The following is a 23765-nucleotide window of genomic DNA, read 5'->3' as shown; positions in this document are numbered from 1 at the left end:
AGTGCGTGTGCAGTGCGTACCGCCAGGATAGGCCACCCCCGCAATAGCCCGCGCTTGCAAATATCCCGCGTCTGCAATTAATGTGGACGAAGGCAAACGGCGAACGCAACATCATGCCGTCCGCCCGCCCCCGTACCCCCCCCACCCCCTGAAGGGCACCTCCCTCATGCCTCTCGCCCTCCTCGCCCTCGCCATCGGGGCCTTCGGGATCGGTACCACCGAGTTCGTGATCATGGGCCTGCTCCCCGAGGTCGCCGCCGGTTACGGCGTCTCCATCCCGACCGCCGGTTTCCTGGTCACCGGCTACGCCCTCGGCGTCGTCCTCGGTGCCCCACTGATGACCGTCCTCGGCACCCGCGTACCCCGCAAGCGCATGCTGATGCTGCTCATGGGCCTCTTCGTCGCGGGCAACGTGCTCTCCGCACTCGCCCCCGCCTTCGGCATCATGCTCGCCGGACGCGTGGTCGCCTCCCTCGCCCACGGTGCCTTCTTCGGCATCGGCGCGGTCGTCGCCGCCGGACTCGTAGCCCCGGACCGGAAGGCCGGCGCGATCGCGATGATGTTCACCGGCCTGACCGTGGCCAACGTCGTCGGAGTCCCGCTCGGCACCCTCGTCGGGCAGACCCTCGGCTGGCGCGTCACCTTCCTGGCCGTCGCCGCGCTCGGCGTGATCGGCCTGCTCGGCATCGCCCGGCTGGTCCCCGACCTCCCCCGCCCCGAGGGGGTCCGCGTCCGTCACGAGCTGGCCGCCTTCCGCAACGTCCAGGTGCTGCTCGCGATGGGCATGACCGTCCTCGGCTTCGGCGGGGTGTTCGCCGCCATCACCTACATCACCCCGATGATGACCAACGTCGCCGGCTTCGCCGACACCTCCGTCACCTGGCTGCTCGTCCTCCTCGGCCTGGGCATGGTCGCCGGCAACCTGGTCGGAGGCCGGTTCGCCGACCGGGCCCTGATGCCGATGCTGTACACGTCCCTGGGCGCGCTGGCCGTCGTACTGGCCCTGTTCACCCTCACCGCCCACACCCGGACCGGCGCCGCCGTCACCCTCTTCCTCATCGGCGCCCTCGGCTTCGCGACCGTGCCCCCGCTGCAGAAGCGGGTCCTCGACCAGGCCGCCGGAGCCCCCACCCTGGCCTCCGCCGTCAACATCGGCGCCTTCAACCTCGGCAACGCCCTCGCCGCCTGGCTCGGCGGCCTCGTGATCGCCGCCGGCCTCGGCTGGACCGCCCCTGACTGGGTCGGCGCGGCACTCGCCGCCTCCGCCCTCGTCCTCGCCCTCGTCTCCGGAGCGCTGGAGCGCCGTACGGGACGAGCGGCGACGGCGAGCCGGACCGTCGCCGCCGGGGCCCCCGCCCCCACCACCCCCGCCCCCGCCCCCACCACCCCCGTCCCGGCCCACCACTGATCCCCCTCCCAGGAGCACCGCCATGTCCCGTACCGCCACCGCCCCCCGTACCGCGGTCGCCCCGCTGACCACCGGGGACGCCGAACTGCTCGTCGCCACGGCCACGGCCGCCGCCGAAGCCGCCGGGGTCACGGTCAGCGTCACCGTCCTGGACGCGGGCGGCCACCCGCTGGCCTTCCGCCGCGACGACCGGGCCGTGCTGATCTCCGGCGAGACCAGCACCCGCAAGGCGTACACCGCCCTCCAGCTGAACGCCCCCACGGCCGGCCTCGTCGACGCGGTCCAGCCCGGCGGCCCCTTCCACACCCTGCCCACCGCCCTCGACCGGCCGCTGCTCTTCATCGCCGGCGGGCTGCCCGTCCACCGCGACGGCCGCCTCGTCGGAGCCATCGGCGTCGGCGGCGGTGCCCCCGAGCAGGACCACGGCTTCGCCGCGACGGCCGTGGACGCCCTGGGCTGAGCCCGGGCCTGCCCGACCCCCGGGTCGCGCCCCCGTGTCCCCCGTGCCAGGTTGGTACGGGGGACACGGCGGCAGGACGGGATCGACATGGGCCAGCGCACGAGGCGGCTCCGGCGGGGCCGGGCCCTGACCACGGCGGCGGCCGCCGCGCTGGTCGCCCTCGCCGTGCCCGCCTGCTCCGCCGGAGCCGAGCCGTCCGGGGCCGGCCCCCGGAGCGCGGGCACCACCGGATCCACGCCCTCCCCAGCGGCGAGCCCCGCCGAACCGCCCTCGCCCCCGCCGTCCGCCCACCCGCTCTCCACCGCCCCGCGCACCGTCCCGGCCGTACGGGAACACCACCCCGCCCGCGGCCCCGGCTGGAAGCCCGCCCCGGCGGCGCGGGTCGTCATATCCCCCGCGGACAGCAAGGCCCTGTCCGACGAGGCGAAACTGCTCGCCGGCGAGCTGAAGCTCGGCTACGCGGAATCGACGCGGCCGGGGCCCGGCGACGTCCAGCTCGCCCTCGCGGCGAAGGGCTCCGGCCCGCCCGAGTCGTACACCCTCACCGTCCAGGACGGCCGGGTCCGGATCACCGGCCCCGACGAGGCGGGCGTCTTCTACGGAACCCGCACCCTCAAACAGGAGATACGCGGAACCGGCTCCGCCCCCGAGGGCACGGTCGAGGACGCGCCCGCCAAACCCCAGCGCGGCCTCAACCTGGACATCGCGCGCAAGAACTTCACCCCCGCCTGGATAGAGAACCGGCTGCGCGAGATGGCCGACCTCAAGCTCAACCAGCTGGGCCTGCACTTCTCCGACGACCAGGCCTTCCGGATCCAGTCCGACACCCACCCGGAGATCGTCTCCACCCCGCACCTCACCAAGGCCGACGTACGCGGGATCAACGCCCTCGCCGCACGCCTGCACATCGCGGTCGTCCCCGAGATCGACTCTCCCGGACACCTCGGCGCGGTGCTGCGCGCACACCCCGAACTCCAGCTGCGCGACGTGAACGGCCGGGCCGTCAAGGGCGCGGTGGACATAGCGAACCCCGCCTCCGCCCGCCTCGTGGACGAACTGTTGCGCGAGTACCTGCCGTTGTTCCCCGCCGGGGCCTGGCACCTGGGCGCCGACGAGTACCAGGCACTGGTCGTCCGCGACCCGCAGGCCTCCTTCCCGAAGCTCGCGGCCGCCGCCCGCGCCCGCTACGGGCCCTCCGCGCGGGTCCAGGACCTGGCGACGGGCTGGCTCAACGACCGGGCGGCCGTGGTCCGCCCGTCGGGCAAGGCCCTCAAGGCCTGGAACGACGGGTTCTTCCGCGGCGGCGTCGCCACCGCGGCCCCGGACCTCCAGGTCGAGTACTGGACCGGCAAGGAGATCGGCGCCCGGCCGCCGCTGGAGTACCTGAGCGCGGGCCGCAAGGTCGTCAACCTCAACGACGAGTACCTCTACTACGTGCTGGGCCAGCCCAACCAGTTCACGTACCCCACCGGCCGGCGGATCTACGAGGAGTGGACCCCGCGGGTGCTGCGCGGCACCACCGCCGTCCCGGCCCGCTACGACGCGCAGATCCTCGGCGGCCGGCTCGCCGTCTGGGCCGACCTGGCCGGTGCGCAGACCCAGGACCAGGTGGCCGCGGGCATCCGGCTCCCCCTGGCCGCCCTGTCCCAGAAGCTCTGGGACGCCCGCACGCCGCAGGCCTCCTGGGCCGACTTCCGGGCCCTCGCCGACCGCGTCGGCTGATCCGCCGCCCTCTTCTGCCCGTGAAGGCCGCCGATCGGCACGGGACTTGGCCGGATCCGCGCGGAAGCGCACGCCGGGGCGGAGGTCGTTCCCGGAGCGCGGGTGGGCGGGAACGGTCCGGAGCCGGTGTCCGGTCCCGGTCCGGATGACGCCGGGAGATTCCGTCGTGGCAGCGTGCGCGCCTGCGGGGCCGGAGGCGGAGGCGATGAGACATCGGTAGACCTCTGTGGCGTGAGGGGGAGGAGGGGCGCGAGAGCGTCCCGCCGCGGCGTATCGGACCCACGTTCGATCGGGCTTGAATGTGGCCGGCCGCCACGGCAAACGCGGCTGAGACGGAGATCGCCGGATCGAGGTAATGCCCTCGGCCTCAGGACGATCACCGGTTCCGCCGCCGTTACTGTTTCCACGGATTCGGGCGGACTCCCCGGATGTCCGTCCCCCTTGCTCCTGTTCCTCTTTCTTCCTCTTTTCACCGGTTGACCACCCCGCCCGTGAGCGACGACGGTCACCGCCCCCGCGAAGGAGAGCTCGCCCGATGACCGTTGACGCCAGCACGGAGGCGCAGCCCGCTCCGCCCCGGCAGTCCAGCCTGGGTACGGCGGCCGCCCGCAACCTTGCCACCACCACCAAGTCCGCCCCGCAGATGCAGGAGATCACCTCCCGCTGGCTGCTGCGGACGCTCCCCTGGGTCGAAACCAAGGGCGGCACCTACCGGGTGAACCGCCGCCTCAGCTACACCGTCGGCGACGGGCGCATCGAATTCGTCCAGGACGGCGCCACCGTCCGGGTGATCCCGCGGGAACTCGGCGAACTCGCCCTGCTGCGGGGCTTCGACGACGTCGAGGTGCTGGGCGCCCTCGCCGCCCGCTGCGTCCAGCGTGACTTCGGGCCCGGCGAGGTCCTCGTCCAGCGCGGTACCCCGGCCGACCGGATCCACCTGGTCGCCCACGGCCGGATCGCCCAGACCTCGGTCGGCAAGTACGGCGACGAGGTCGCCGTCGCGGTACTCGCCGACGGCGACCGGTTCGGCGAGAACGCCCTGCTGGACGCGGACGCGGAGTGGGACTACAGCGCCACCGCCGAGACCGCGGGCACGCTGCTCAGCCTCTCCCGCGCCGACTTCGCCTCCGTGCTGTCCAACGCGCCGCAACTCCAGGCACACGTACAGCGGTTCAGCAGCCTGCCCCGGCAGCGGCAGAACAAGCACGGCGAGGCCGAGATCGCCATGTCCGCCGGCCACACGGGCGAGCCCGAGCTGCCCGGCGCCTTCGTCGACTACGAGCTCAACCCGCGCGAGTACGAACTCTCCATCGCGCAAACGGTCCTGCGGGTCCACACCCGCGTCGTCGACCTCTACAACGGCCCGCACAACCAGACCGAGGAACAGCTCAGGCTCACCATCGAGGCGCTGCGCGAGCGCCAGGAGCACGAGCTGATCAACAACCGCGAGTTCGGTCTGCTGCACAACGCCTCCTTCAAGCAGCGGATCCAGACCCACTCCGGCCCGCCCACCCCGGACGACCTCGACGAACTGCTCTGCCGCCGGCGCGGCACCAAGCTGTTCTTCGCCCACCCCCGGACCATCGCGGCCATCGGGCGCGAACTCAACGCCCGCGGGCTCTACCCGGACCACGTCGACCTCGGCGGTCAGCAGGTACCGGCCTGGCGCGGTGTCCCGATCCTGCCGTGCAACAAGATCCCGATCAGCAAGGACAACACCAGCTCGATCCTCGCCATGCGCACCGGCGAGGACAACCAGGGCGTCGTCGGTCTGCGCCAGACCGGTCTGCCGGAGGAGTACGAACCGGGCCTGTCGGTGCGGTTCATGGGGATCGACGAGCAGGCGATCATCTCCTACCTGGTCACCACGTACTACTCCGCCGCCATCCTCGTCCCCGACGCGCTCGGCGTGCTGGAGAACGTGCAGATCGCGCGGAGCCGCGACTAGGGGGTGACCCGGCCCGACCCGCCGGACACCCCTCGGGGGTGTCCGGCGCGCGTGCTCCTCAGGAGCCCGTCCGGCCCGTCCGGCCCGGAGCGCCGGGACCCGGCGACCGCGGCCCGCCCCGCCGGCACGGCCCCGGCCACGGCTGCGGCCCCGGGCCGCCCGGCGCGGGTCCGCCCCGCACCGCTGCGGCCTGCCCGCGCGGTGGCGTGTCCGGCGGTGCCCGCGTGCGCGGAACCGTGCGCCTGCGCGTGCCCGAGATCCGGAACAGCCCACCCACCTCACTTAGGAGCCATGGATGCCCGACTCCGGGACGTCCCCCCTGCGTTCGGCCCTTCCCGGCACCGTTCTCCGGCCACCCCTGCCGACCGGCCCGGCGCTGCCCTTCGGGCCCGCCGCCGGGACCTCCGTACCGGGGGCGGAAGCGGCCGCACCGGCGGTGGAGGGCGCGGGCGGCGACCTCGCCGCCGGGGCGGTGCGGGAGGCCGGGACGGCCGCGGTCCCGGGCCCCAACCCCGCCCTGGACCGGATCGTCCGCGGCCCGAGCGGCATGGGGACGTCAGGGCTGTACCCCGCCCGGCGCGTACGGCCGCCCGTACCGTCCGCCGCGGCGGACGCTCCGGCAGAGGGCCGGCCGATCCCCGGCCTCTACCACCATCCCGTGCCGGAGCCCGACCCCGTCCGGGTGGCGGAGGTCAGCCGGCGGATCAAGCGGTGGGCGGTGGACGAGGTCGAGGCCTACCCCCCGGAGTGGGAGGACCAGTTCGACGGCTTCTCCGTGGGCCGCTACATGGTCGCCTGCCACCCGGACGCCCCGACCGTCGACCACCTGATGATCGCCACCCGGCTGATGGTCGCCGAGAACGTCGTCGACGACGTCTACTGCGAGGACCACGGAGGCTCGCCGGTCGGCCTGGGCGGAAGGCTTCTGCTCGCCCACACCGCCCTGGACCCGCTCCACACGACGACGGAGTACCAGGGGGTGTGGGCCGAGTCGCTGCTCTCGGACGCCGCCCGCCGTTCCTACCGTTCGGCCATGGCGTACTTCTCCGAGGCCGCCACCCCGTCCCAGGCGGACCGGTTCCGGCACGACATGGCCCGGCTCCACATGGGGTACCTCGCCGAGGCGGCGTGGGCGCAGACGGACTACACGCCCGAAGTGTGGGAGTACCTGTCGATGCGGCAGTTCAACAACTTCCGCCCCTGCCCCACCATCACCGACACGGTCGGCGGCTACGAGCTCCCGCCGGACCTGCACGCCCTGCCCGCCCTGCAGCGGGTCATCGCGCTCGCCGGCAACGCCACCACGATCTCGAACGACCTCTACTCCTACACCAAGGAGCTCAAGAGCCCCGGCAAACACCTGAACCTGCCCGTGGTGATCGCCGAGCAGGAAGGTCTCTCCGACAAGGAGGGCTACCTGAAGGCGGTCGAGGTCCACAACGAGCTCATGCACGAGTTCGAGGCCGAGGCCGCCGCGCTGGCCGCCTCCTGGCCCGACCCGCGCCTGCTGCGCTTCCTGCGGGGCGTGGCCGTCTGGGTCGACGGCAACCACTACTGGCACATGACCAACACCTACCGCTACAGCTTGCCCGACTTCTGGTAAGAGGAATGGACTTATCTGTGACCACTGAGATCACTCCCACCCGTGGCGCCTCCGCCTTCATCCCCGCCCCGGCGACGCCCTACCAGGGCGACATCGCCCGCTACTGGAACGAAGAGGCGCGGCCGGTGAACCTGCGTCTCGGCGATGTCGACGGCCTCTACCACCACCACTACGGCGTGGGTCCCGTCGCCACGGAGGCCCTCGGGGACCCCGCCGACAGCACGTACGAGAAGAAGCTGGTCGCCGAGCTGCACCGGCTGGAGTCGGCCCAGACCGACGTACTGCTCGACGGCCTGGGCACCATCGGGCGCGACGACACGCTGGTGGACGCCGGCTGCGGCCGCGGCGGTTCGATGGTGATGGCCCACCAGCGCTTCGGGTGCAAGGTGGAGGGCGTCACCCTGTCGGCCAAGCAGGCCGACTTCGCCAACCAGCGCGCGCGTGAGCTCGGCATCGGGGACCACGTCCGCGCCCGGGTCTGCAACATGCTCGACACCCCCCTGGAGAGCGGCTCGGTGTCCGCCTCCTGGAACAACGAGTCCAGCATGTACGTCGACCTGCACGACCTGATGTCCGAGCACTCCCGGATCCTCAAGGTCGGAGGCCGCTACGTGACCATCACCGGCTGCTGGAACCCGAAGTACGGCCAGCCGTCGAAGTGGGTCTCGCAGATCAACGCCCACTTCGAGTGCAACATCCACTCGCGGCGCGAGTACCTGCGGGCCATGGCCGACAACCGGCTGGTCCCGCAGACCGTCATCGACCTCACCCCGGACACGCTGCCCTACTGGCGGCTGCGCGCCACGTCCTCCCTGGTGACGGGCATCGAGGAGGCGTTCATCAGGTCTTACGAGGACGGCTCGTTCCAGTACGTCCTGATCGCCGCCGACCGCGTCTGACGTCCGGTCCGGGCCCGTGATCCGACGGGCCCGGACAGGCTGGGCGGACGGCTACCAGATGGAGTTGACCCACTCCGGGTGGTCGATGAACGGGTTGCGGTTGTGCTGGTAGGTGTCGAAGATGACCTGGTTGCGGCGCTGCTCGAAGGCGTCCGGCGGGTCCTGCTGGTTCCACTGCTTCAGCACGCTGATCCGGCCTATCGCGGGCGCGGTGCCGTTGTTGACCTTGTCGTTGACCTCCAGGTCGGCGAAGCCGTCACCGCCGTCGTAGCGCACCGCCATGTACAGCAGCATCCGCGCGACGTCGCCCTTGACCGCGTCCCGCGGCTCGAAGGAGTCGGCGTCGGTGTAGCTGCCGGGGGCCTCGGCCACCGGGCTGCCGCCCATGTCGAAGTCCTTGTTGCCGCGCGTGCTGTTGACGGTGACGTCCTCGGGGCGCAGGTGGTGCAGATCGGTGCCCGGGCCGGTGGCGGTGCCGAAGTCGCCGTGGCTCTTGGCCCAGACGTGCTCGCGGTTCCAGTCGTTGACCCCGCCGCCGTTGCCGGCCTTGGACTGGGAACGGCCGGAGTAGACGAGGATGACGTTGTTGGGGTTCGCCGGGTCCTGGTCGGTCACCTTCAGCGCGTTCCACACGCCGTCGTACGTGACCTTGGACTGGTTCTTGATGATGTCGTGCAGGGCCGTCTTCAGCGCGGCGCCGGTCTTGCCCTCGGCGGCGGCGTAGTACGCGTCGACCGTGGTGGCCGTGGTGGCCGCGGCGGGGGCGGCGTGGGGTGCCGCCGTCCGCTGGCCCGCCGTGGCGGTGGCCGGCACGAGGAGCAGCGCGGCCGCCGCCGCGGCGGCGGCCCAGGGGGTCGTACGGGAGATTCTCATGACGTGGGGGATACCTCTCCACACGCACCGTCCCCACCATGGCAGTTGGCAGGGTGTCTGGTGGCAGAGCGAGAGTCACATTGTCATGTGCCCAACAGGTAAAGGCCATGTGTCGGGGGCGCGGACCTTGGGGTTTGCCGTCCGGCCGGCTCGGGCACGGTAGCGGTGGCCTCGGCAGGGCCGAGGTGACCGTGCAGAGTCCTACCGGGAGCAGCCCATGGCAGCGAAGATCCTCATCGTGACCGGCGACGCGGCGGAGTCGCTCGAGGTCCTCTACCCCTACCAGCGCCTGCGCGAGGAGGGGTACGAGGTGCACATCGCGGCCCCCTCGGTCAAGAAGCTGCGCTTCGTCGTGCACGACTTCGAGGAGGGCTTCGACACCTACACGGAGAAGCCCGGCTACACCTGGCCGGCCGACATCGCCTTCGCCGACGTCGTTCCCGGGGAGTACGCCGCCGTGGTCGTCCCGGGCGGGCGCGCGCCGGAGTACCTGCGCAACGACCCCGACGTGCGGCGGATCCTGGCCGCCTTCGCCGGGGCCGACAAGCCGATCGCGCAGATCTGCCACGGACCGCTGATCACCGCCGCGAGCGGGGCCCTGGACGGCCGCCGGGTCACCGCCTATCCGGCGCTGGAGCCGGACATGAAGGCGGCGGGGGCCGGTTTCGAGGACTCCGAGGCCGTGGTCGACGGCACCCTGGTCTCCGCACGCGCGTGGCCCGACCACTCCGCGTGGATGCGGGAGTTCCTCACGGTCCTGCGGGCCAAGGCGCCGCTGGCGTAGCGGTCAGCCGGTCGCTTCGAGGTTGGCGCACATGCGGGCGAGGACGGTGACGGCGCCGAGGTACTCCTCGTCCGTGACGCCGGCGGTCACGCTGCCCCGGGTCGCCAGGATGAGCCGTTCGGCGTCCGCGTGGCCCCGGTCCCCCGCGGTGGTGAGGGCGTACGTCCCGGCGTCCGGGTCGAGCGCGATCCAGCCGCGGGCGGACAGGCCGGAGGTGACCTCGTCGAGGGTGATCGCGCCCTGGTCCCAGAAGGGGCGCAGCCGCGCGGTGAGGCCGGCCGGGCCCTGCGGGCCGTGGGAGGCGAGGGCGTGCAGGACCTGCCAGTGGCGCCGGGTGAGGCCGCTCGCGGTGAGCGCCCGGTCGAATTCCCGGTCGATCAGGGCGTCGAGGTGCTTGAGGTAGTAGCCGATCGGCTTGAGCTGCGACGGGGTGGTCATGGCCGTCCGCCTCTCCATGAAAGATGTAAAACTACAAGTAATTGTTGGTGAGTATGCATCTGGAGGCGGGCATGGGCAAGGCTGACGGGAGCGCGGACGCGCGGGCGGCCGCCGTGCGGCCCGAGGTGGCGGGGCCCGACGTGGTGCGGATCGAGCGGGCCATGGTCTCGATGCGGCGCAGTGTCACCCGGCGCACCCTCTCCCGCCTTGCCGGAGCCGGTACGGCCCAGGGCGGAGGTCCGGCGTTCGACGTCCTCGACGTGGTGGAAGCGGCCGAGGAGGCGGGGGAGCCGGTGGGCGTACGGGGCGTGGCCGACGCCCTGCACGTCGACCAGCCCCGGGCGAGCCGCCTGGTGACGGCGGCGGTGGCCGCGGGCTGGGTCCGGCGGGGCGCCGACCAGGCGGACGGGCGGCGCGCGCCCCTGGCCGTCACCCCCGCCGGGCGCGTGGCGCTGGACGAGGCGCACGCGTTCCGGCGGGCGGTGGTGGAGCGGGTGACGGCGGACTGGTCGCAGGGGGAGCGCGCCGAGTTCGCCCGGCTGTTCGCGCGCTTCACGGAGGGCTTCCAGGAACTGGGCCGCGACCGCTGAGCCCCGCTCCCGTGCGGCGGACGTCGACCGGCGGCCCGGTCGAAGCGGTGACCTGCGCCCATGGCCCGCTCCGTCGGCCTGCCCCCGCCCGTAGGCTCCGCGGCGCGGCGGGTCAAGCGTCCGCCCGTCCCGAGTGCGGCGAAGAACCGGAGGCCGGTGTCGGACGGGCGCGGTCGGTGCGGGCGGGCGGCTTGGGCGCGAGCGGGTGCGAGGGCCCCCGCCGGGGGCGAACCGGACTCCGGGGATGGCTGCGCAGGGGGCGCCGAGGGCGCGGCGCCGCCCGGATTCCGGTCCGGGGGCGTCGCGCGCTGCGTCCGGGGCCGCGCGTACGCGGGCCCGGCGGGCGTCAGCTGCCCGTCGTGACCTGGGGCGCCGGCTCGTACTTGTAGTTCGCCGGCCCGAAGTTCTTCTTCACGGCCGCTTCCCAGGAGCCGTCCGAGACCATCTTGGTGAGCGCCGTGTTGATCTTGCGCTGGAGGTCGTTGTCGCCCTTCTTGACGCCGATGCCGTAGTTCTCGTTGCTCAGCCGCAGGCCGACCAGCTTGAACTTGCCCTCGTTGCCCTTCCTGGCCGAGTACCCGGCGAGGATGGAGTTGTCGGTGGTCATCGCGTCGACGAGGCCGTCCTGGAGTGCGACGAGGCACTCGGAGTAGCCGCCGAGCTCCAGCACGCTCGCCTTGGGCGCGAGGTTGTTCTTGACGTTCTCGGCAGAGGTCGAGCCCGTCACCGAGCACAGCTTCTTGGTGTTGAGGTCCTCGGCCTTGGTGATCGAGCCGTCGTCGGCGCGGACCAGCAGGTCCTGGTGCGCGACGAAGTACGGCCCGGCGAAGTCGACCTTCTCCTGCCGCTTCGCGTTGATCGAATAGCTCGCGGCGACGAACTTGACCTCGTTGTACTGGAGCAGCAGCTCCCGGTCCGAGCTGTACACCTGCTTGAACTCGATCTCGTTCGGCTTGTAGCCGAGCTCCTTCGCGATGTACGTGGCCACGTCGACGTCGAAACCGGTGAAGGTTCCGTCGGTCTCGCGCATCCCGATGCCCGGCTGGTCGAACTTGATTCCGATGGAGAGGGGCTCCTTCGGGGCTTCACCACCACAGCCGGAGGCGGTGGCGGCGAGGGCGATCACTGCGGCGACCGCACCGGCCTTGGGAACCTTCATGCTGCACTCTTTCGTCGGAAACGCGGAACCACGGGTGGAAATCGCGGGAACGGGGGCACGCGCGCAACCGCGGGGGCGTCACGGCACGTGTATGAGGAAGCTAGGAAGGTGACGGGCGCAGCGTCACTAGATCTGAGTAAAACTTGAGGATAACGATCCGGTCCGGCCGAAGATTCTCCGCCGGTTACGGGTCGTCACAGGAGAAGGGGGGGGCGGCGCGTGGCGGACGAAGTGACGGGCGGGACACGGGTCGAGGGGAACGCGCTCCTGTTGGGCGAAGGCGTACGTATCCGGTTCATCCGGACATTGCGCCTCCCGGAATCGGGAACGCACGCGCTCCCGCCCGGTCTGGGGGAGTTCCCGCTGCGGCGGGTCGAGGACTATCCGGACACCGTCCCGCCGCAGTGGCGGGCCAAGGGCGGCGTGATGCTGCCGGTGTACCTGCGCGAGGCGATGTGGCTCAGCTTCGGCGGCTCGCGGGAGCCCGCCGCCCTCCAGGTCGGCGTCGGCAAGGTGTGCGCCGTCTCCGGGGAGCGGTGGACGGGCAGGCTGTCGCGCAAGCCGCAGAACTACGTGGTGCTGCCGCGCCAGCCCTGGCTCGACGGGATCAACTCGGGCGACGGGACGGTGCGCCAGTTCGTCGCCGTGCCGCTCGGGCTCGGGGCCACGGTCGAGGGGCAGGTCACGGGCGAGGAGACCACGGGCGGGGTCCAGCTCCAGGCGTTCGCGCTGAGCCCCCGGGAGCTGAAGAAGTGGCGCGAGGCCGAACGGGAGCGCGCGCTGCGGGTCCGCCCGCCCGCCCCCGGCTCCGCGCCCGCCGGTTTCGGCTACGGCGCCCCGCCGCCGGCCCCGATGGCGGCTGCCCCCGCCCCCCGGGCGTCGGCCCCGGCGATGATGGGGCTCGGCGTCGGCGGGACCATGCGCCAGGAGGTCTACCGCGACGACCGCCAACCGGCCGCCTGGGCCGACAGCCCGGCCGCGCGGGTCTTCGTCCACCTGGTGACGCCGCCCGAGTGGCGCCGCATCACCGGCGAGGACGCGCCGCCGTCCCCCGTGGACCGGGCCGCCTACACCCGGGCCGGCCTGCCCTGGTACGACTACTACGACGAGACCGGCGCCGACCTCCCGGCCGCCGGGCCGCTGGGCGCCGTCAAGCCGGTCGGAGACTGGCTCGGCGACGACCACACCCCGTGGGTCCCCCCGGTCCCCGGCCAGGTGATCCCGCTGGGCAACGCCCCGCGTCCGGGGGAGCCGGTGCAGGACGGGGACTGGTAGCGCAGGGCCGGCCGCCGGGGCGGGCGGGTCCGTCACCGCCCCGGGCGGACCAGGTTTTTCAAACTGGTGATCGATTTTCAGCCGTCGCGTCGGTATGATCACCTCAGCAAGGCCGTAGCGCAGAGGTCGTCGCGCCCAAGCATCGAGCTGGAGGACGTCGGTTCGAATCCGACCGGTCTTGCGTCTCCTTCCGACCGCCGTACCGGCATGCCTCCATGCCGTCACGGCGTCGTGCACGCAGTCAACGAAGTGGTGGGTCGCCGGGCACCGGCGAGGAAACCGGTGGAGTGGTGATGACACAGCCGACGCCCGTACGGTGCCCCGCGATCGAGCACCCCGACATGCCGCTCGCCGATCCGGCGGCGCTGGACCCGCTGCTCGCCCGCCTCGCGGACGCCCGGCCCGTCGAGGCCGACGAGACCTTCCCGCTCGGCACCCTGCGCGCCGACGGCCGCCTCGACCTCTGCAAGCAGGGACTCGGCCCCACGGGGGGCTCCCGGCTGCTGCCCGCCGCCATCGCCTCCCCGCACGCCGCGCACCTGCTGCTCGGCACCAACGCCCTCGGCGACACCGGCGCCCGCACCCTGGCCGAAGCCCTCACCGGCGCGGGCACCGGGCACGGGGTGCACACCCTCTACCTCGGCTGCAACCGCATCGGCCCGGACGGAGCGCTCGCCCTCGCCGGAGCCCTCGCGGAGGACACCACCGTCCGCGCGCTCTGGCTCAAGCGCAACCCCCTCCACGCCGACGGCGCCCGCACCCTCGCCGCGCTCCTGCGCCGCAACACCGCGCTGCGCACCCTCGACCTGGTCAACACCGGGATCGGCGCCGACGGCGTACGCCTGCTCCTGGACGCCCTGCTCACCCGGGGGGCGCCGCTGGAGCGGATCTTCCTCGGCGGCAACGGCCTCACCGCCGAGCACGCCCCGCTGCTCGCCGCCCTCATCCGCGACGCCGGTGTGAGCGAGCTCTACGTACCGGCCAACCACCTCGGGGACGAGGGCGCCGCCGTCCTGGCCGCCGCCGCGGCGGAGGCCGGCCCCGGCCGTCCGGTCCGCCTCGGTCTCGGCGGCAACGGCATCGGCGTCGCCGGAGCACGCGCCCTCGCCGACGCGCTGGACGGGATCGAGTCGCTCGACCTCGGCCGCACGATGTCCGAGCGCAGCCTCGGCTCGACCGGCAACGACCCCGGGGACGAAGGCGCGTACGCCCTGGCCGCCGCCCTCCCCGGCAGCCCGCTGCGCCGCCTGGAACTGCGCCACACCGGCATCACCGGCCGCGGTGCCAAGCAGCTCCTCGCCGCACTGCCCGACGACAGCCCGCTGGAACACGTCGGCCTGGGCCCCGGCCTGCCCCGCCGGGTCAAGCGCTCCTTCACCGAACGGCTGCGCCCCGCCCGCGCGGCCCACCCGGACCTCCGCGCCATCGGCAGCGTGTACCGGTGAGCCCCGACCTCCGCGCGCCCGGGACCCCGTCACCCGAGGCGGCGGCGTCCTGGCTGCGGGTCCGCCGCTACGCCGTACCCGCCTGGATGATCGAGCAGGCCACCCGGCACCGCCTGGCGGGGGACTGGCGGGCCGCGTGCGCCGCCGCGTCCGTCGAGATCGGCTTCGACCCGGCGGCCCTCGCCTCCCGCTACGGCGCCGCCGTGGCCGACGCGGTCACCGAGGACCTGCGTCACCTCGCCCCCGACCTGCTGCGCTGGCACCTGCCCCGGGTCCGGGGCGGGCGCACCACGCTCGCCCCGAGCCGCCGGCTCCTGCTGGCCGCCTACGCCCCGGACGGCGGGCCCCGCCGGGGACGTCTGGTGCCCGTGCTGTACGTCACCACCTTCGGGATGGTGGACGGCCCGCAGCGGCTGCGGCTGGAGTGCCGGCCGCTGTCCCCGGACCACACGGTCGGCAGCCGCATCGACTGGATCACCGAGGACTGGACGGCCGCCCGCCACTTCTGGGACGTACGGCGCACGGCCGAACTCCGGTCCCGCTACGGCCCGGCCGACCGGCTCCCCTTCTTCCGTCCCGACGGCACCCCGCTCGGCGACGGCGAACTGCCCACCGCCGACCCGGGACCCGCCGACGCGGCGGGCCGTGCCGAATGGGCCGCGGTCCTGTCGGCCCGCGGTGAGTTCGTTGAAGCCTTCGCGGTGTCCGGCACGACGCTGGACCTCGACCTGCCGGAGCGGTCGGTCAGCTCGCCCGAACACGCCCTCGCGTCACTGGCGGCCTCCGGCCCGGACCCGACGCGGCTGCTGTCCGAGGTCCGGCTGCTGGCCGCGGCCGGCGCCGGGAACCGCTTCCGCCACGTTCCCGACTGGCGTTGCCGCGTACTCCTGGAACTCCCCTGCACCCCGGCGGAGGAGGGCGCGGGCCCCGCCCTGCCGTTGCGCGTGCGCCTCGCCGAGCCGGACGAGCTGCGCGGGGTGCCCCGGCTGCCCGAGTACGCCTGGAACCCGCTGCCCGACCTCCAGCTGCTGAGGACCGGCCGGATCGCCCCGGGCGCGCTGCACCCCCTGGTCGTCGCCGCCCTCTTCCCCGGCGCCGGCCCGGCCGAGGGACCGCCCGGCCCCGTCGCCCCGCGGCCCGTGCGGGTGCGGTGCACCGGTGTCTGGCACGAGGTCCGCTCACGGGGCGGCGTGCTCGACGTGCCGCACACCGCGCAGGAGCAGCAGCGCGAGAGCGCCCTGCGGGCCTTCGGCGGGACCGTTTCCGGCTGCTTCGCCGTGCGCGAGTCCTGGACCTCGGGCGAAGGGCGGCTCCCGCGCGCCCTGCGGGAGGAGCGCCGGGACCTCTTCCTGCGTGCCGCACACGGGGACGCCCCCGGCGTGCTCGACCTCCTCGACGCCGGTGTCGACCCCCACGTCCGGGACGCCAAGGGCCGCACCCTGCTCCACATGCTGACCCACCTGGAGCACAAGGAACTCCTGCCCCGGCTGCTGGCGGCCGGACTCGGTCTGGAGACCGAGGACGACCCCGGCCGCACCCCGCTCCTGGCCGCCGTCCGGGACGGCGGCACCGCCGGCCTCGTCCGGGCGCTGATCGACGCGGGGGCACGCCTCGACGTGACCGACGAGGCCGAGATGTCCCTGAGCCAGCTGGTGCGCCGCTTCCGGCGCGACGACCTGACCTTCGTACGGGAGCTGGTGGACGAGCGGTACCCGGACATCGGAGCCGACTACTTCGACGAGTACATGGAGTGGCGGGACGAGGAGGAGGCCGACGAGGAGTGGCAGGACGCCTACGAGGACGAGCCCTTCGAGGAGGAAGGGCCGTCGGTCGAGGTCGATCCCTTCGGCGGGGTCGAGGAGACCGGTCCGGCCGACGGGTCCGAAGGGGCGGAGGGGGCCGAGGGGTCCGGAGGAAGCGACGGAGCAGGGGAAGGGGGCGGGGACCGGTGAGCACCGCGCGCCCGCTGCACGACCCGGCCGGACCGCTGGCCGCCGCCGACGCCCTGAACGCCCGGCTCGGCGCCACCCGCAGCGAACCCGCAGTCCTTCCCCAACTCGAAGCCCTGGCACTGGCCGTGACGGCCAACCAGCCCGTCCTGCTGTGGGGCGAGCCGGGCATCGGCAAGTCCGCCGGCATGGAGCGGCTGGCCGCCACCCTCGGGGTCGGGCTGGAGACCGTCATCGCCAGCGTCCACGAGCCCTCCGACTTCGCCGGGCTGCCGATCGTCGGCGACGACCCCGCCACCACCGGCGTCCCGATGGCCCCGCCGGACTGGGCGGTGCGCCTGGCCCGTACCGGACACGGACTGCTGTTCTTCGACGAGTTGTCCTCCGCCCCGCCGGCGGTCCAGGCCGCCCTGCTGCGGGTCGTCCTCGAACGCCGGGTCGGCAGCCTGGTGCTGCCCCCCTCGGTACGGATCGTCGCGGCGGCCAACCCGCCGTCCAGCGCGGCCGACGGCTGGCACCTGAGCCCCCCGCTGGCCAACCGGTTCGTCCACCTCGACTGGAGGCACGACCCGCTCACGGTGGCCCGCGGCATGGCCGGCACCTGGCCCGAGGCGGCCGTCCCCACCGTGGACCCCGCACGGGCCGCGGGCGCCGCAGCCCGCGCCCGGGGCGTGATCTCCGGGTTCCTCACCGCCCGTCCGGGCCTCGTCCACCACCTGCCGAACGACGCCGAGGGCCGCGGCCGGGCCTGGCCCTCCCCCCGTACCTGGGAGATGGCGCTGCGCCTGCTCGCCACCGGGTACGCGGCCGGCGCGAGCGGCGAGGCGCTGTCCGCCGTGCTCACCGGGTCGGTCGGTGACGGGGCGGGCCTGGAACTGCTCTCCTACCTGGAGCACCTCGACCTGCCCGACCCGGAGCGGGTCCTCGCGCATCCGGAGGCCTTCGCGCTCCCCGAGCGCGGCGACCGCCAGCTGGCCTTCCTGATCGCCGTGGTGGCCGCCGTGCAGAGCGATCCGACGCGCGCCCGCTGGGAGGCCGGCTGGGTGGTCCTCGCCAAGGCCGTCGACGCCGGGGTGCCCGACGTGGCCGCGCGGGCCGCCGCCGACCTGGCCGCGATGCGGGAGCCGGCCTGGCCCGTACCGGCCGGGATCGACGCCTTCGTGGAGCTGCTCCAGCTCGCCGGGTCCCTGCCCGGCGCCCGCTGACGGGGCGCGGGGCCGTGCGGGGCGAAGCGCCGTACCCGGACCGGGACCGGGTCCCTTCCCCGGACGGGGCGCGGGTCCCGGGCCCGGTCGCGGACCCGGAACCGTCCCCGGGTCCCGTCCTGGACCGGGCGAAGCTGCTCGCGGCCCGGTATTCCGCCGCCGAGGCAAGGCCCTACCTCGCCTCCGCGCTCTACGCCCTCACCGTCGTCCCCTCCCCGGGCCCGTCCGGGGTGGGCACGATGGGTGTCGACCGGAACTGGCGCTGCTACGTCTCGCCCGCGTTCGTCGAGCGGACCCCCGTACCGGAGCTGGCGGGCGTGTGGATCCACGAGGTGGCCCACCTGCTGCGCGACCACCACGGACGCGCCGACCGGCTCCCGCCGGCCGACCAGCGCGATCCCGTCCGGGTCAACATCGCCCAGGACTGCGAGATCAACGACGACCTCCTCGCCGACGGACTGGCCCTGCCCGCCGGGCGGATGGAGCCCCGCCTCTTCGGCCTCGCCACGGGCGGTCTGTTCGAGGAGTACCTGCCGGGGGTTCCCGCGACCCCGCCGCACGGCGTGGACTGCGGCTCCGGGTCACACGGGATCCCGCGCCCGTGGGAGGCCCGGCCGGGCGGGGGAGAAGGACGGGACCCGAACGGGATCGGCCCGGCGGAGGCGGAGGCCCTGCGCCGCGCCACCGCCGGGGCCATGCGGGCCCACCAGCGCACCCGCGGCACCCTTCCCGGCGGCTGGGACCGCTGGGCCCGCGAGGTGCTGGAGCCCACCGTGGACTGGCGCCGCGCCCTGTCCGGGGCGGTGCGGGAGGCCGCGGCCTGGGCGGGCGGCGCCGTCGACTACACCTACCGGCGTCCCTCGCGCCGCACGCCCGCGCTGGGCGGCCGCGTCGTGCTCCCGAGCCTGCGCCGCCCGCTGCCGAGGGTCGCGATCGTCATCGACACCTCCGGGTCGATGGGCGAGGAGGAGCTCGCGGCGGCGCTGGGGGAGGTCACCGGCGTGCTCCGGGAAGTGGGGGTCGGGGGCAACCGGGTCACCGTCCTGGCCTGCGACGCCGACGTGCAGACCGTGAGCCGCGTGACCCGCGGCGGCCAGGTGGAACTGGCCGGTGGCGGGGGCACCGACATGCGCGTGGGCATACGGGCCGCGCTGGCCCTGGCGGACCGGCCGAACGTCGTGGTCGTCCTGACCGACGGATACACGCCGTGGCCGCAGGAGCCGCAGTCCTGCCGGCTGATCGCCGCGCTGATCGGGGCCGACGCCCCGCGGCCGCCGCACTGGGTGGAGACCGTACGCGTCGACCTCACCCGGTGACCGTCCGGACTGGCCGGGAACGTACGGTGCCGCACCCCGTGATCACCTGCGCGTGACAGCATGGCGGGGCGGCACGGGCCAAAGCGGCCGGGCGGAGGGGGAGTTCGATGAGCGCAGTACGCAAGAGTCTGGCCAAGGTGGAGATAGCGCTGCGCTGGGACCCCAGCCCGGCCGGTACCCCCGCCAACGACCTGGACATCGTCGCGGCGGTGTACGCGGCCTCCGACCCGCACGGGGAGCCGGTCTACCTCGTGCACTTCGGCAGCCGCGCCCCCGACGGCACCATCACCCTGACGCGGGACAGCCGTACCGGGCAGGGCTTCGGTTTCGACGAGGTGATGACCCTCGAACTGGACCGGCTGGCGCCGGAGCTGGGCCGGGTGGTGGTCGGCGTGGTGATCCAGGACGCCGGTCCCGCCGCGGAGCACGGCCGCAAGACCTTCGGCGGGGTGGCCGGCAAGGGGCTGCGGATACGCGAGGGCTACACCGACCTCGCGACCGGCGACTTCGAGGAGGTGGCGCACGCCACGGCGGCCACCGTCGCGGAGTTCGTCCGGGACGGCGCGGGCGGCTGGGCGCTGGACGCGCGCCCCCGGGGATTCGACGCGGACCCGGAGGAGTTCGCCCGCGTCATGGGCGCCGCGCGGGGCTGATCCCGCGCGGAACGCCCCGGGAGCCTTGCGGACGGGGTGGCGGCCACTCTGCTCGGGAGTGACCGCCACCCCGTCCGGGTGGCGCGCTGCCGCCGTCCCCACGAGGCAGCGCGGGCAGGTCGCCGTCCGGTCATCGTGGACGGCGGCCCACCGGTACGGGGGTCAGGGGGTGATGCCGAGCGAGGGCAGCAGGGCCGCGTCGACGAACCTGACCAGGTAGTCGGCGTCCGCGTACCGCCCCTCCAGCACCGGCCGGATCCGCAGGACGCCCATCAGCTGCGCCGGCAGGAACTCCACGGCCGGGTGGTCCGCGGCGATCTCGCCCCGCGCCACCGCCCGCGCCACGATCGCGTCGAACGCCGTCAGCTCCGGCTCCACCAGGGCCTCCCGCAGCGCGCCCTGGAGCTCCTCGTCGCTGAGCACCGCGTGCCCGAGCGCCTGGGTGAGGCGGGTGTCGCGCCCCGAGGTGCAGGCGGCGATCCGGGCGGCCTCGCGCAGGTCGCCGGCCAGGGTGCCGGTGTCGACACCGGACAGCGTCCGGTCCCCGCGGCTCGCGCGGCTCGCCCGCAGGGCGGCGGCCACCAGCCGCGGCTTGGTCTTCCACTGCCGGTAGAGCGTGGACTTGCCACAGCAGGCGCGGGCCGCGATGCCCTCCATCGTCAGGGCCTCGTACCCGTGCTCGCGCAGCTGCTCCAGGACGGCGTCGTAGAACTCCTGCTCGCGCTCCGGGGTGATCTTGGAGCGGCGTGCGGTGACCTGGGGCGTCGACGTCATGGGGGTGCGCTCTCCTCGCGGTCTCCTGGGTGGCCGGTTCCGGTGTTCCGAGTGTACGGCTACGGAGGCGTATCGGTACACCTGCGTATCGATACGCGAATGTATCGATACACTGGCGTGTCGATAGGAAGCGGGTACGGACCGACGGGAGACCGCCGGGGGCCCGTGTCCACACCCGAAAGAAGTGAGACCGGGGGATGACCTCCCACACCACGCCCGGCCGGCCGGCCGCCGGGAAGAGGGACGCGCGCCGACGGCTCATACGCGAGCTGCTGCTCGTCGTGAGCCTGTTCGCCGTCTACAAGGCGGGCCGGACGCTCTCGACGGGCCGCACCGACGAGGCCCTGCGCAACGCGGACCGCGTGTGGGACGCCGAGCGCGCCCTGCACCTGCCCGGCGAGGGCGCCGTGCAGCGGTTGCTGATCCACTCGGACGCCCTCGTGCACACCGCCAACACCTACTACGCCGTCGTGCACTTCCCGGCGACCGCGCTGTTCCTGGTCTGGCTGTACCTGCGGCGCCCACGCCACTACCTGTGGACCCGCCGGGTGCTCGCCGTCCTCACCGGCGCCGCCCTCGCCCTCCACCTGTCCTTCCCGCTCGCGCCCCCGAGGATGCTCGGCACCGCGCACCTGGTGGACACCGGGCAGGTCTACGGGCCCACCGTCTACCGGGCCGAGGCGGCCGCCGACACCGTGGCCAACCAGTTCGCCGCGATGCCCTCGCTGCACTTCGGGTGGGCACTGATGCTGGCCATCGGCATGATCGCGGCGACCCGGTCGCGGTGGCGCGCGCTGTGGCTGCTGCACCCGCTGGTCACCCTGCTCGTGGTGGTCGGCACCGCCAACCACTACTGGCTCGACGCGATCGTGGCCACCGTGCTGCTCGGGGCGACCCTCCTGCTGGTCCCCCGCCCGACGGCCGGGCGGGGCGGGGCGGAGACGGGCGCCGGAGCCCCGGTGTCCGCCACGGCGCCGGTCCCGGCTTCCGCGGCCGTCCCCGCGGCGCCGGCGGCCCCCGCCGGCGTCTCCGCGTCCGTCCCGGTCCCCGCGGCCCCCGCCGGTGTCTCCGCCCCCGTCCCGGTCTCCGCGGCCGGCGCGACCGGGCCCGTACCCACCGCCGTCGCGTCCGTCGGGGGGCGGCGGTGAACGCCACCGCCCTCGCCGTCGCGCTCTGCCTCGCCGCCGCCGCGACCTACGCAGCCGCCGCCGTCGCGCAGGAGCGGCTCGCCCGCCGCGCTGTCGCCCGTACCGCCGCCGCCCTGCTCGGCAACGGCGCCTGGTGGTGGTCGGCCGGGCTGAACGCGGCCGCGGCGCTGCTGCACGCCGCCGCCCTGCGCTACGGCCCCCTCACCCTGGTCCAGCCCCTCGGCGCGCTCACCCTGGTGGCCGCCGTTCCGCTGGGCGCGCGCGGCGCCGGACGGCGGGTCGCCGCCACCGAATGGCGGGGCACCCTGGCCACCGTCGTGGGGCTCGGTCTGCTGCTGCTCCCCGCCTCCGGCCCGGCGCCCGACGACACCCTCACCCTCCCCGAGGCCCTCGGCGTCTCCGGTGCCACCGCCGCCGTGATCGTCCTGCTCACCGCGCGCAAGGACCCCCGTTCCGGCCTGCGCCACGCCACCGCCTCCGGACTGGCCTCCGCTGTCGCCTCCGCCCTGACCCAGACCGTCGCCGTGGCGGGCGGCCGGGGCGGCGCCCTGCTCAGCGTCCGGGTGGTGACGGTGGCCCTGCTCGTGGTGGTGTTCGCCGTCGGCGGGATGCTGCTCTCGCAGCGCGCCTACCGGGGCGGCCTCGGAGCCCCCCTCGCCGTGGTCAACCTGGCCAATCCACTGGCCGCCGCCGCCATCGGGATGATCCTGCTCGGCGAACGCATCCAGGGCGGTGCCCTCGGCATCCTGCTCGCCGTCGCCGGAGCCCTGGCCGCCACGCGCGGGGTCCTGCTGCTCACCCGTACCCCGCCCGGCGCCCCGGCCGCGTCCGCCGAAAGCCGTCCCCTCCGGCCGGCCGTGTGACAGCATGATCCGCATGGCTGACCGGTCGTACCTCTCCCTGTGGTCCAGGAACTCCGTCCTCTCCATCGGCTCGGTGGGCTCGGTGCTCTCCATCGGCTCCGTCGGCAGCGTGCTGTCCGTCGGCTCCCTCGGGTCCACGCTCTCGCTGGGCTCGGCGGCCTCCTGGCTGAGCGCGGGCTCCGCCTTCTCCGCCCGCTCCAGCCTCTCCCTGTTCGCCTACCGCTCCCACCACGGCATCGCGGTCGTAGGCGCCGTCACGACCGCGGCCCTGGCCACCGCGCTGCTGCGCGCCCGCCGGGCCTGAGAACCGTTCCGCCTCCGGTGGCGTCCTCCCACGGGAGAGACCCACACCAACGAGCGGAGTGAACGACCATGGGCATCATCGGCTGGATCATCCTCGGCCTGCTGGCCGGAGGCATCGCCAAGATCCTGCTGCCCGGCCGCGACCCCGGCGGCCTCATAGGCACGACCCTCATCGGCGTCGCGGGATCCTTCATCGGCGGCTGGCTCTCCGCGAAGTTCCTGGACCGCCCGATCCCGACCCACTTCTTCGACCTCACCACCTGGGCATCCGCCATCGCCGGCTCCCTCGTGCTGCTCATCGGCTACCGCATCCTCTTCGGCAACTCCCGCGACTGACCCGGCGTACCGCAGTGCCTACGCTGGGCCCGCACGGCGCGACGTACGACAGCTGCGAGGAGCCCCGCACCATGAGCCCCACCCCGGTCACCCCCGTCCCCACCGCCGACCTCTACGACGAGTACGGCGAGGACCTCGGCATCTGTGCCACCCCCTTCCGCCGGATCGGCGGCCGCCGGCTCTTCGCCGGCCCCGTGCGCACCCTGCGCTGCCACGAGGACAACGCCCTGCTGCGCCAACTGGTCAACACCCCCGGCGACGGCGCCGTCCTCGTCGTGGACGGCGGCGGCTCGCTGCGCACCGCCCTGGTCGGCGACCTCCTCGCGGGGGCGGCGGCGGCATCCGGATGGGCCGGGCTGATCGTCAACGGCGCCGTCCGCGACAGCGTCGCCCTCGGCGGACTCGACCTCGGCGTGCAGGCGCTGGGCACCTGCCCCCGCAAGAGCGGCAAGACGGGTGCGGGCACCGTCGACGAACCGGTCACCATCGGTGGCGTCACCTTCCGGGCCGGGGACACGGTCCACGTCGACGACGACGGCATCGTCGTGCTGCCCGCCGGGCACTGACCCGCGGCGCGGACGCCCGGCGCGCCGTACGTTTTCCGCCACCCGCGC

23 protein-coding genes and 1 tRNA gene are annotated in these 23765 nt (G+C 74.1%); 20 read left to right on the top strand and 4 right to left on the bottom strand.

The window, feature by feature from the left end:
* Positions 1-166 precede the first annotated feature (166 nt).
* The 6 genes from ACZ5D2_RS20770 to ACZ5D2_RS20745 all read left to right on the top strand — a co-directional run bounded on the left by ACZ5D2_RS20770 (position 167) and on the right by ACZ5D2_RS20745 (position 8040).
* Positions 167-1408, top strand: a complete 1242-nt coding sequence (locus ACZ5D2_RS20770; RefSeq protein ID WP_371681084.1) for an MFS transporter — start codon at positions 167-169, stop codon at positions 1406-1408.
* 22 nt (positions 1409-1430) lie between these two features.
* Positions 1431-1868: a GlcG/HbpS family heme-binding protein gene (locus ACZ5D2_RS20765; protein ID WP_371675313.1), complete on the top strand. Its 438-nt coding sequence runs from the start codon at positions 1431-1433 to the stop codon at positions 1866-1868.
* 87 nt (positions 1869-1955) lie between these two features.
* On the top strand, positions 1956-3590 hold the full coding sequence (locus tag ACZ5D2_RS20760; protein ID WP_371675312.1) for a beta-N-acetylhexosaminidase: 1635 nt from the start codon (positions 1956-1958) through the stop codon (positions 3588-3590).
* Between the two features lie 535 nt (positions 3591-4125).
* On the top strand, positions 4126-5538 hold the full coding sequence (locus ACZ5D2_RS20755) for a family 2B encapsulin nanocompartment shell protein (protein WP_371675311.1): 1413 nt from the start codon (positions 4126-4128) through the stop codon (positions 5536-5538).
* A 295-nt stretch (positions 5539-5833) separates the two neighbouring features.
* Positions 5834-7141, top strand: coding sequence for a family 2 encapsulin nanocompartment cargo protein terpene cyclase (locus ACZ5D2_RS20750; RefSeq protein WP_371675310.1), 1308 nt, complete (start codon positions 5834-5836; stop codon positions 7139-7141).
* 17 nt (positions 7142-7158) lie between these two features.
* On the top strand, positions 7159-8040 hold the full coding sequence (locus ACZ5D2_RS20745; protein WP_468930957.1) for a geranyl diphosphate 2-C-methyltransferase: 882 nt from the start codon (positions 7159-7161) through the stop codon (positions 8038-8040).
* 51 nt (positions 8041-8091) lie between these two features.
* Here ACZ5D2_RS20745 and ACZ5D2_RS20740 read toward each other — a convergent pair whose 3' ends face one another.
* Positions 8092-8913, bottom strand: a complete 822-nt coding sequence (locus ACZ5D2_RS20740) for an endonuclease I family protein (RefSeq protein ID WP_371675307.1) — start codon at positions 8911-8913, stop codon at positions 8092-8094.
* 217 nt (positions 8914-9130) lie between these two features.
* On the opposite strand from ACZ5D2_RS20740, the gene ACZ5D2_RS20735 reads away from it, so the two are divergent.
* Positions 9131-9697, top strand: coding sequence for a DJ-1/PfpI family protein (locus ACZ5D2_RS20735; RefSeq protein WP_356217166.1), 567 nt, complete (start codon positions 9131-9133; stop codon positions 9695-9697).
* A 3-nt stretch (positions 9698-9700) separates the two neighbouring features.
* On the opposite strand, the gene ACZ5D2_RS20730 is transcribed toward ACZ5D2_RS20735, so the two are convergent.
* On the bottom strand, positions 9701-10135 hold the full coding sequence (locus ACZ5D2_RS20730) for a MarR family winged helix-turn-helix transcriptional regulator (RefSeq protein WP_371675306.1): 435 nt from the start codon (positions 10133-10135) through the stop codon (positions 9701-9703).
* A gap of 53 nt (positions 10136-10188) precedes the next feature.
* Here ACZ5D2_RS20730 and ACZ5D2_RS20725 point away from each other — a divergent pair, with 53 nt between their 5' ends.
* Positions 10189-10725: a MarR family winged helix-turn-helix transcriptional regulator gene (locus tag ACZ5D2_RS20725; RefSeq protein ID WP_468931043.1), complete on the top strand. Its 537-nt coding sequence runs from the start codon at positions 10189-10191 to the stop codon at positions 10723-10725.
* Between the two features lie 346 nt (positions 10726-11071).
* On the opposite strand, the gene ACZ5D2_RS20720 is transcribed toward ACZ5D2_RS20725, so the two are convergent.
* Positions 11072-11884, bottom strand: coding sequence for a glutamate ABC transporter substrate-binding protein (locus tag ACZ5D2_RS20720; RefSeq protein ID WP_371675305.1), 813 nt, complete (start codon positions 11882-11884; stop codon positions 11072-11074).
* 219 nt (positions 11885-12103) lie between these two features.
* Between ACZ5D2_RS20720 and ACZ5D2_RS20715 the strand changes: the two genes are divergently transcribed.
* The 7 genes from ACZ5D2_RS20715 (at position 12104) to ACZ5D2_RS20685 (ending at position 19727) form a co-directional block, all read left to right on the top strand.
* Entirely contained in the window at positions 12104-13159 is a 1056-nt protein-coding gene (locus ACZ5D2_RS20715; protein ID WP_468930952.1) for a hypothetical protein, read from the top strand.
* Positions 13160-13267: 108 nt separating this feature from the next.
* Positions 13268-13340, top strand: a tRNA-Arg gene (locus tag ACZ5D2_RS20710).
* Positions 13341-13452: 112 nt separating this feature from the next.
* Positions 13453-14604 (top strand): leucine-rich repeat domain-containing protein, encoded by a 1152-nt coding sequence (locus ACZ5D2_RS20705; protein WP_468930949.1) that lies wholly within the window; start codon positions 13453-13455, stop codon positions 14602-14604.
* The gene (locus ACZ5D2_RS20700) at positions 14601-16556 is read left to right on the top strand and encodes an ankyrin repeat domain-containing protein (protein ID WP_468930946.1); all 1956 of its coding nucleotides are present in this window, start codon (positions 14601-14603) and stop codon (positions 16554-16556) included. The genes ACZ5D2_RS20705 and ACZ5D2_RS20700 overlap by 4 nt, the downstream gene beginning before the upstream one ends.
* Positions 16553-17758, top strand: coding sequence for an AAA family ATPase (locus ACZ5D2_RS20695; RefSeq protein WP_468930943.1), 1206 nt, complete (start codon positions 16553-16555; stop codon positions 17756-17758). Before ACZ5D2_RS20700 ends, ACZ5D2_RS20695 begins: the two co-directional genes overlap by 4 nt.
* A gap of 119 nt (positions 17759-17877) precedes the next feature.
* Positions 17878-19074 carry a vWA domain-containing protein gene (locus ACZ5D2_RS20690; RefSeq protein ID WP_371681081.1) on the top strand — a complete coding sequence of 399 codons (1197 nt, stop codon included), beginning with the start codon at positions 17878-17880 and terminating at the stop codon, positions 19072-19074.
* Positions 19075-19181: 107 nt separating this feature from the next.
* Complete coding sequence (locus ACZ5D2_RS20685; protein ID WP_371675300.1) at positions 19182-19727, top strand: TerD family protein; 546 nt, start codon at positions 19182-19184, stop codon at positions 19725-19727.
* A 162-nt stretch (positions 19728-19889) separates the two neighbouring features.
* Here ACZ5D2_RS20685 and ACZ5D2_RS20680 read toward each other — a convergent pair whose 3' ends face one another.
* Positions 19890-20501 carry a TetR/AcrR family transcriptional regulator gene (locus ACZ5D2_RS20680; protein WP_371675299.1) on the bottom strand — a complete coding sequence of 204 codons (612 nt, stop codon included), beginning with the start codon at positions 20499-20501 and terminating at the stop codon, positions 19890-19892.
* Positions 20502-20698: 197 nt separating this feature from the next.
* Here ACZ5D2_RS20680 and ACZ5D2_RS20675 point away from each other — a divergent pair, with 197 nt between their 5' ends.
* The 5 genes from ACZ5D2_RS20675 (at position 20699) to rraA (ending at position 23717) form a co-directional block, all read left to right on the top strand.
* A complete protein-coding gene (locus ACZ5D2_RS20675) occupies positions 20699-21649 on the top strand; it encodes a phosphatase PAP2 family protein (protein WP_371675298.1) in 951 nt (316 codons plus the stop codon).
* Positions 21646-22512: a hypothetical protein gene (locus ACZ5D2_RS20670; protein ID WP_371675297.1), complete on the top strand. Its 867-nt coding sequence runs from the start codon at positions 21646-21648 to the stop codon at positions 22510-22512. Before ACZ5D2_RS20675 ends, ACZ5D2_RS20670 begins: the two co-directional genes overlap by 4 nt.
* A gap of 13 nt (positions 22513-22525) precedes the next feature.
* Positions 22526-22816 carry a hypothetical protein gene (locus ACZ5D2_RS20665; protein ID WP_371675296.1) on the top strand — a complete coding sequence of 97 codons (291 nt, stop codon included), beginning with the start codon at positions 22526-22528 and terminating at the stop codon, positions 22814-22816.
* Between the two features lie 68 nt (positions 22817-22884).
* A complete protein-coding gene (locus ACZ5D2_RS20660) occupies positions 22885-23151 on the top strand; it encodes a GlsB/YeaQ/YmgE family stress response membrane protein (RefSeq protein ID WP_371675295.1) in 267 nt (88 codons plus the stop codon).
* Between the two features lie 71 nt (positions 23152-23222).
* Positions 23223-23717: a ribonuclease E activity regulator RraA gene (rraA, locus tag ACZ5D2_RS20655; protein ID WP_371675294.1), complete on the top strand. Its 495-nt coding sequence runs from the start codon at positions 23223-23225 to the stop codon at positions 23715-23717.
* Positions 23718-23765 lie beyond the last annotated feature (48 nt).

This window comes from Streptomyces sp. NPDC031479, from assembly GCF_055581065.1.
This window is presented reverse-complemented; position numbering and strand designations above follow the sequence as displayed.

Excerpts from the sequence above, each read along its gene's own strand:
- ACZ5D2_RS20755 (WP_371675311.1), top strand. The coding sequence starts at position 4,126 with ATGACCGTTGACGCCAGCACGGAGGCGCAGCCCGCTCCGCCCCGGCAG.
- ACZ5D2_RS20660 (WP_371675295.1), top strand. The coding sequence starts at position 22,885 with ATGGGCATCATCGGCTGGATCATCCTCGGCCTGCTGGCCGGAGGCATC.
- ACZ5D2_RS20665 (WP_371675296.1), top strand. The coding sequence starts at position 22,526 with ATGGCTGACCGGTCGTACCTCTCCCTGTGGTCCAGGAACTCCGTCCTC.
- ACZ5D2_RS20760 (WP_371675312.1), top strand. The coding sequence starts at position 1,956 with ATGGGCCAGCGCACGAGGCGGCTCCGGCGGGGCCGGGCCCTGACCACG.
- ACZ5D2_RS20750 (WP_371675310.1), top strand. The coding sequence starts at position 5,834 with ATGCCCGACTCCGGGACGTCCCCCCTGCGTTCGGCCCTTCCCGGCACC.
- ACZ5D2_RS20720 (WP_371675305.1), bottom strand. The coding sequence starts at position 11,884 with ATGAAGGTTCCCAAGGCCGGTGCGGTCGCCGCAGTGATCGCCCTCGCC.
- ACZ5D2_RS20730 (WP_371675306.1), bottom strand. The coding sequence starts at position 10,135 with ATGACCACCCCGTCGCAGCTCAAGCCGATCGGCTACTACCTCAAGCAC.
- ACZ5D2_RS20765 (WP_371675313.1), top strand. The coding sequence starts at position 1,431 with ATGTCCCGTACCGCCACCGCCCCCCGTACCGCGGTCGCCCCGCTGACC.
- ACZ5D2_RS20680 (WP_371675299.1), bottom strand. The coding sequence starts at position 20,501 with ATGACGTCGACGCCCCAGGTCACCGCACGCCGCTCCAAGATCACCCCG.
- ACZ5D2_RS20705 (WP_468930949.1), top strand. The coding sequence starts at position 13,453 with ATGACACAGCCGACGCCCGTACGGTGCCCCGCGATCGAGCACCCCGAC.
- rraA (WP_371675294.1), top strand. The coding sequence starts at position 23,223 with ATGAGCCCCACCCCGGTCACCCCCGTCCCCACCGCCGACCTCTACGAC.
- ACZ5D2_RS20770 (WP_371681084.1), top strand. The coding sequence starts at position 167 with ATGCCTCTCGCCCTCCTCGCCCTCGCCATCGGGGCCTTCGGGATCGGT.
- ACZ5D2_RS20725 (WP_468931043.1), top strand. The coding sequence starts at position 10,189 with ATGCATCTGGAGGCGGGCATGGGCAAGGCTGACGGGAGCGCGGACGCG.
- ACZ5D2_RS20740 (WP_371675307.1), bottom strand. The coding sequence starts at position 8,913 with ATGAGAATCTCCCGTACGACCCCCTGGGCCGCCGCCGCGGCGGCGGCC.
- ACZ5D2_RS20685 (WP_371675300.1), top strand. The coding sequence starts at position 19,182 with ATGAGCGCAGTACGCAAGAGTCTGGCCAAGGTGGAGATAGCGCTGCGC.
- ACZ5D2_RS20675 (WP_371675298.1), top strand. The coding sequence starts at position 20,699 with ATGACCTCCCACACCACGCCCGGCCGGCCGGCCGCCGGGAAGAGGGAC.
- ACZ5D2_RS20735 (WP_356217166.1), top strand. The coding sequence starts at position 9,131 with ATGGCAGCGAAGATCCTCATCGTGACCGGCGACGCGGCGGAGTCGCTC.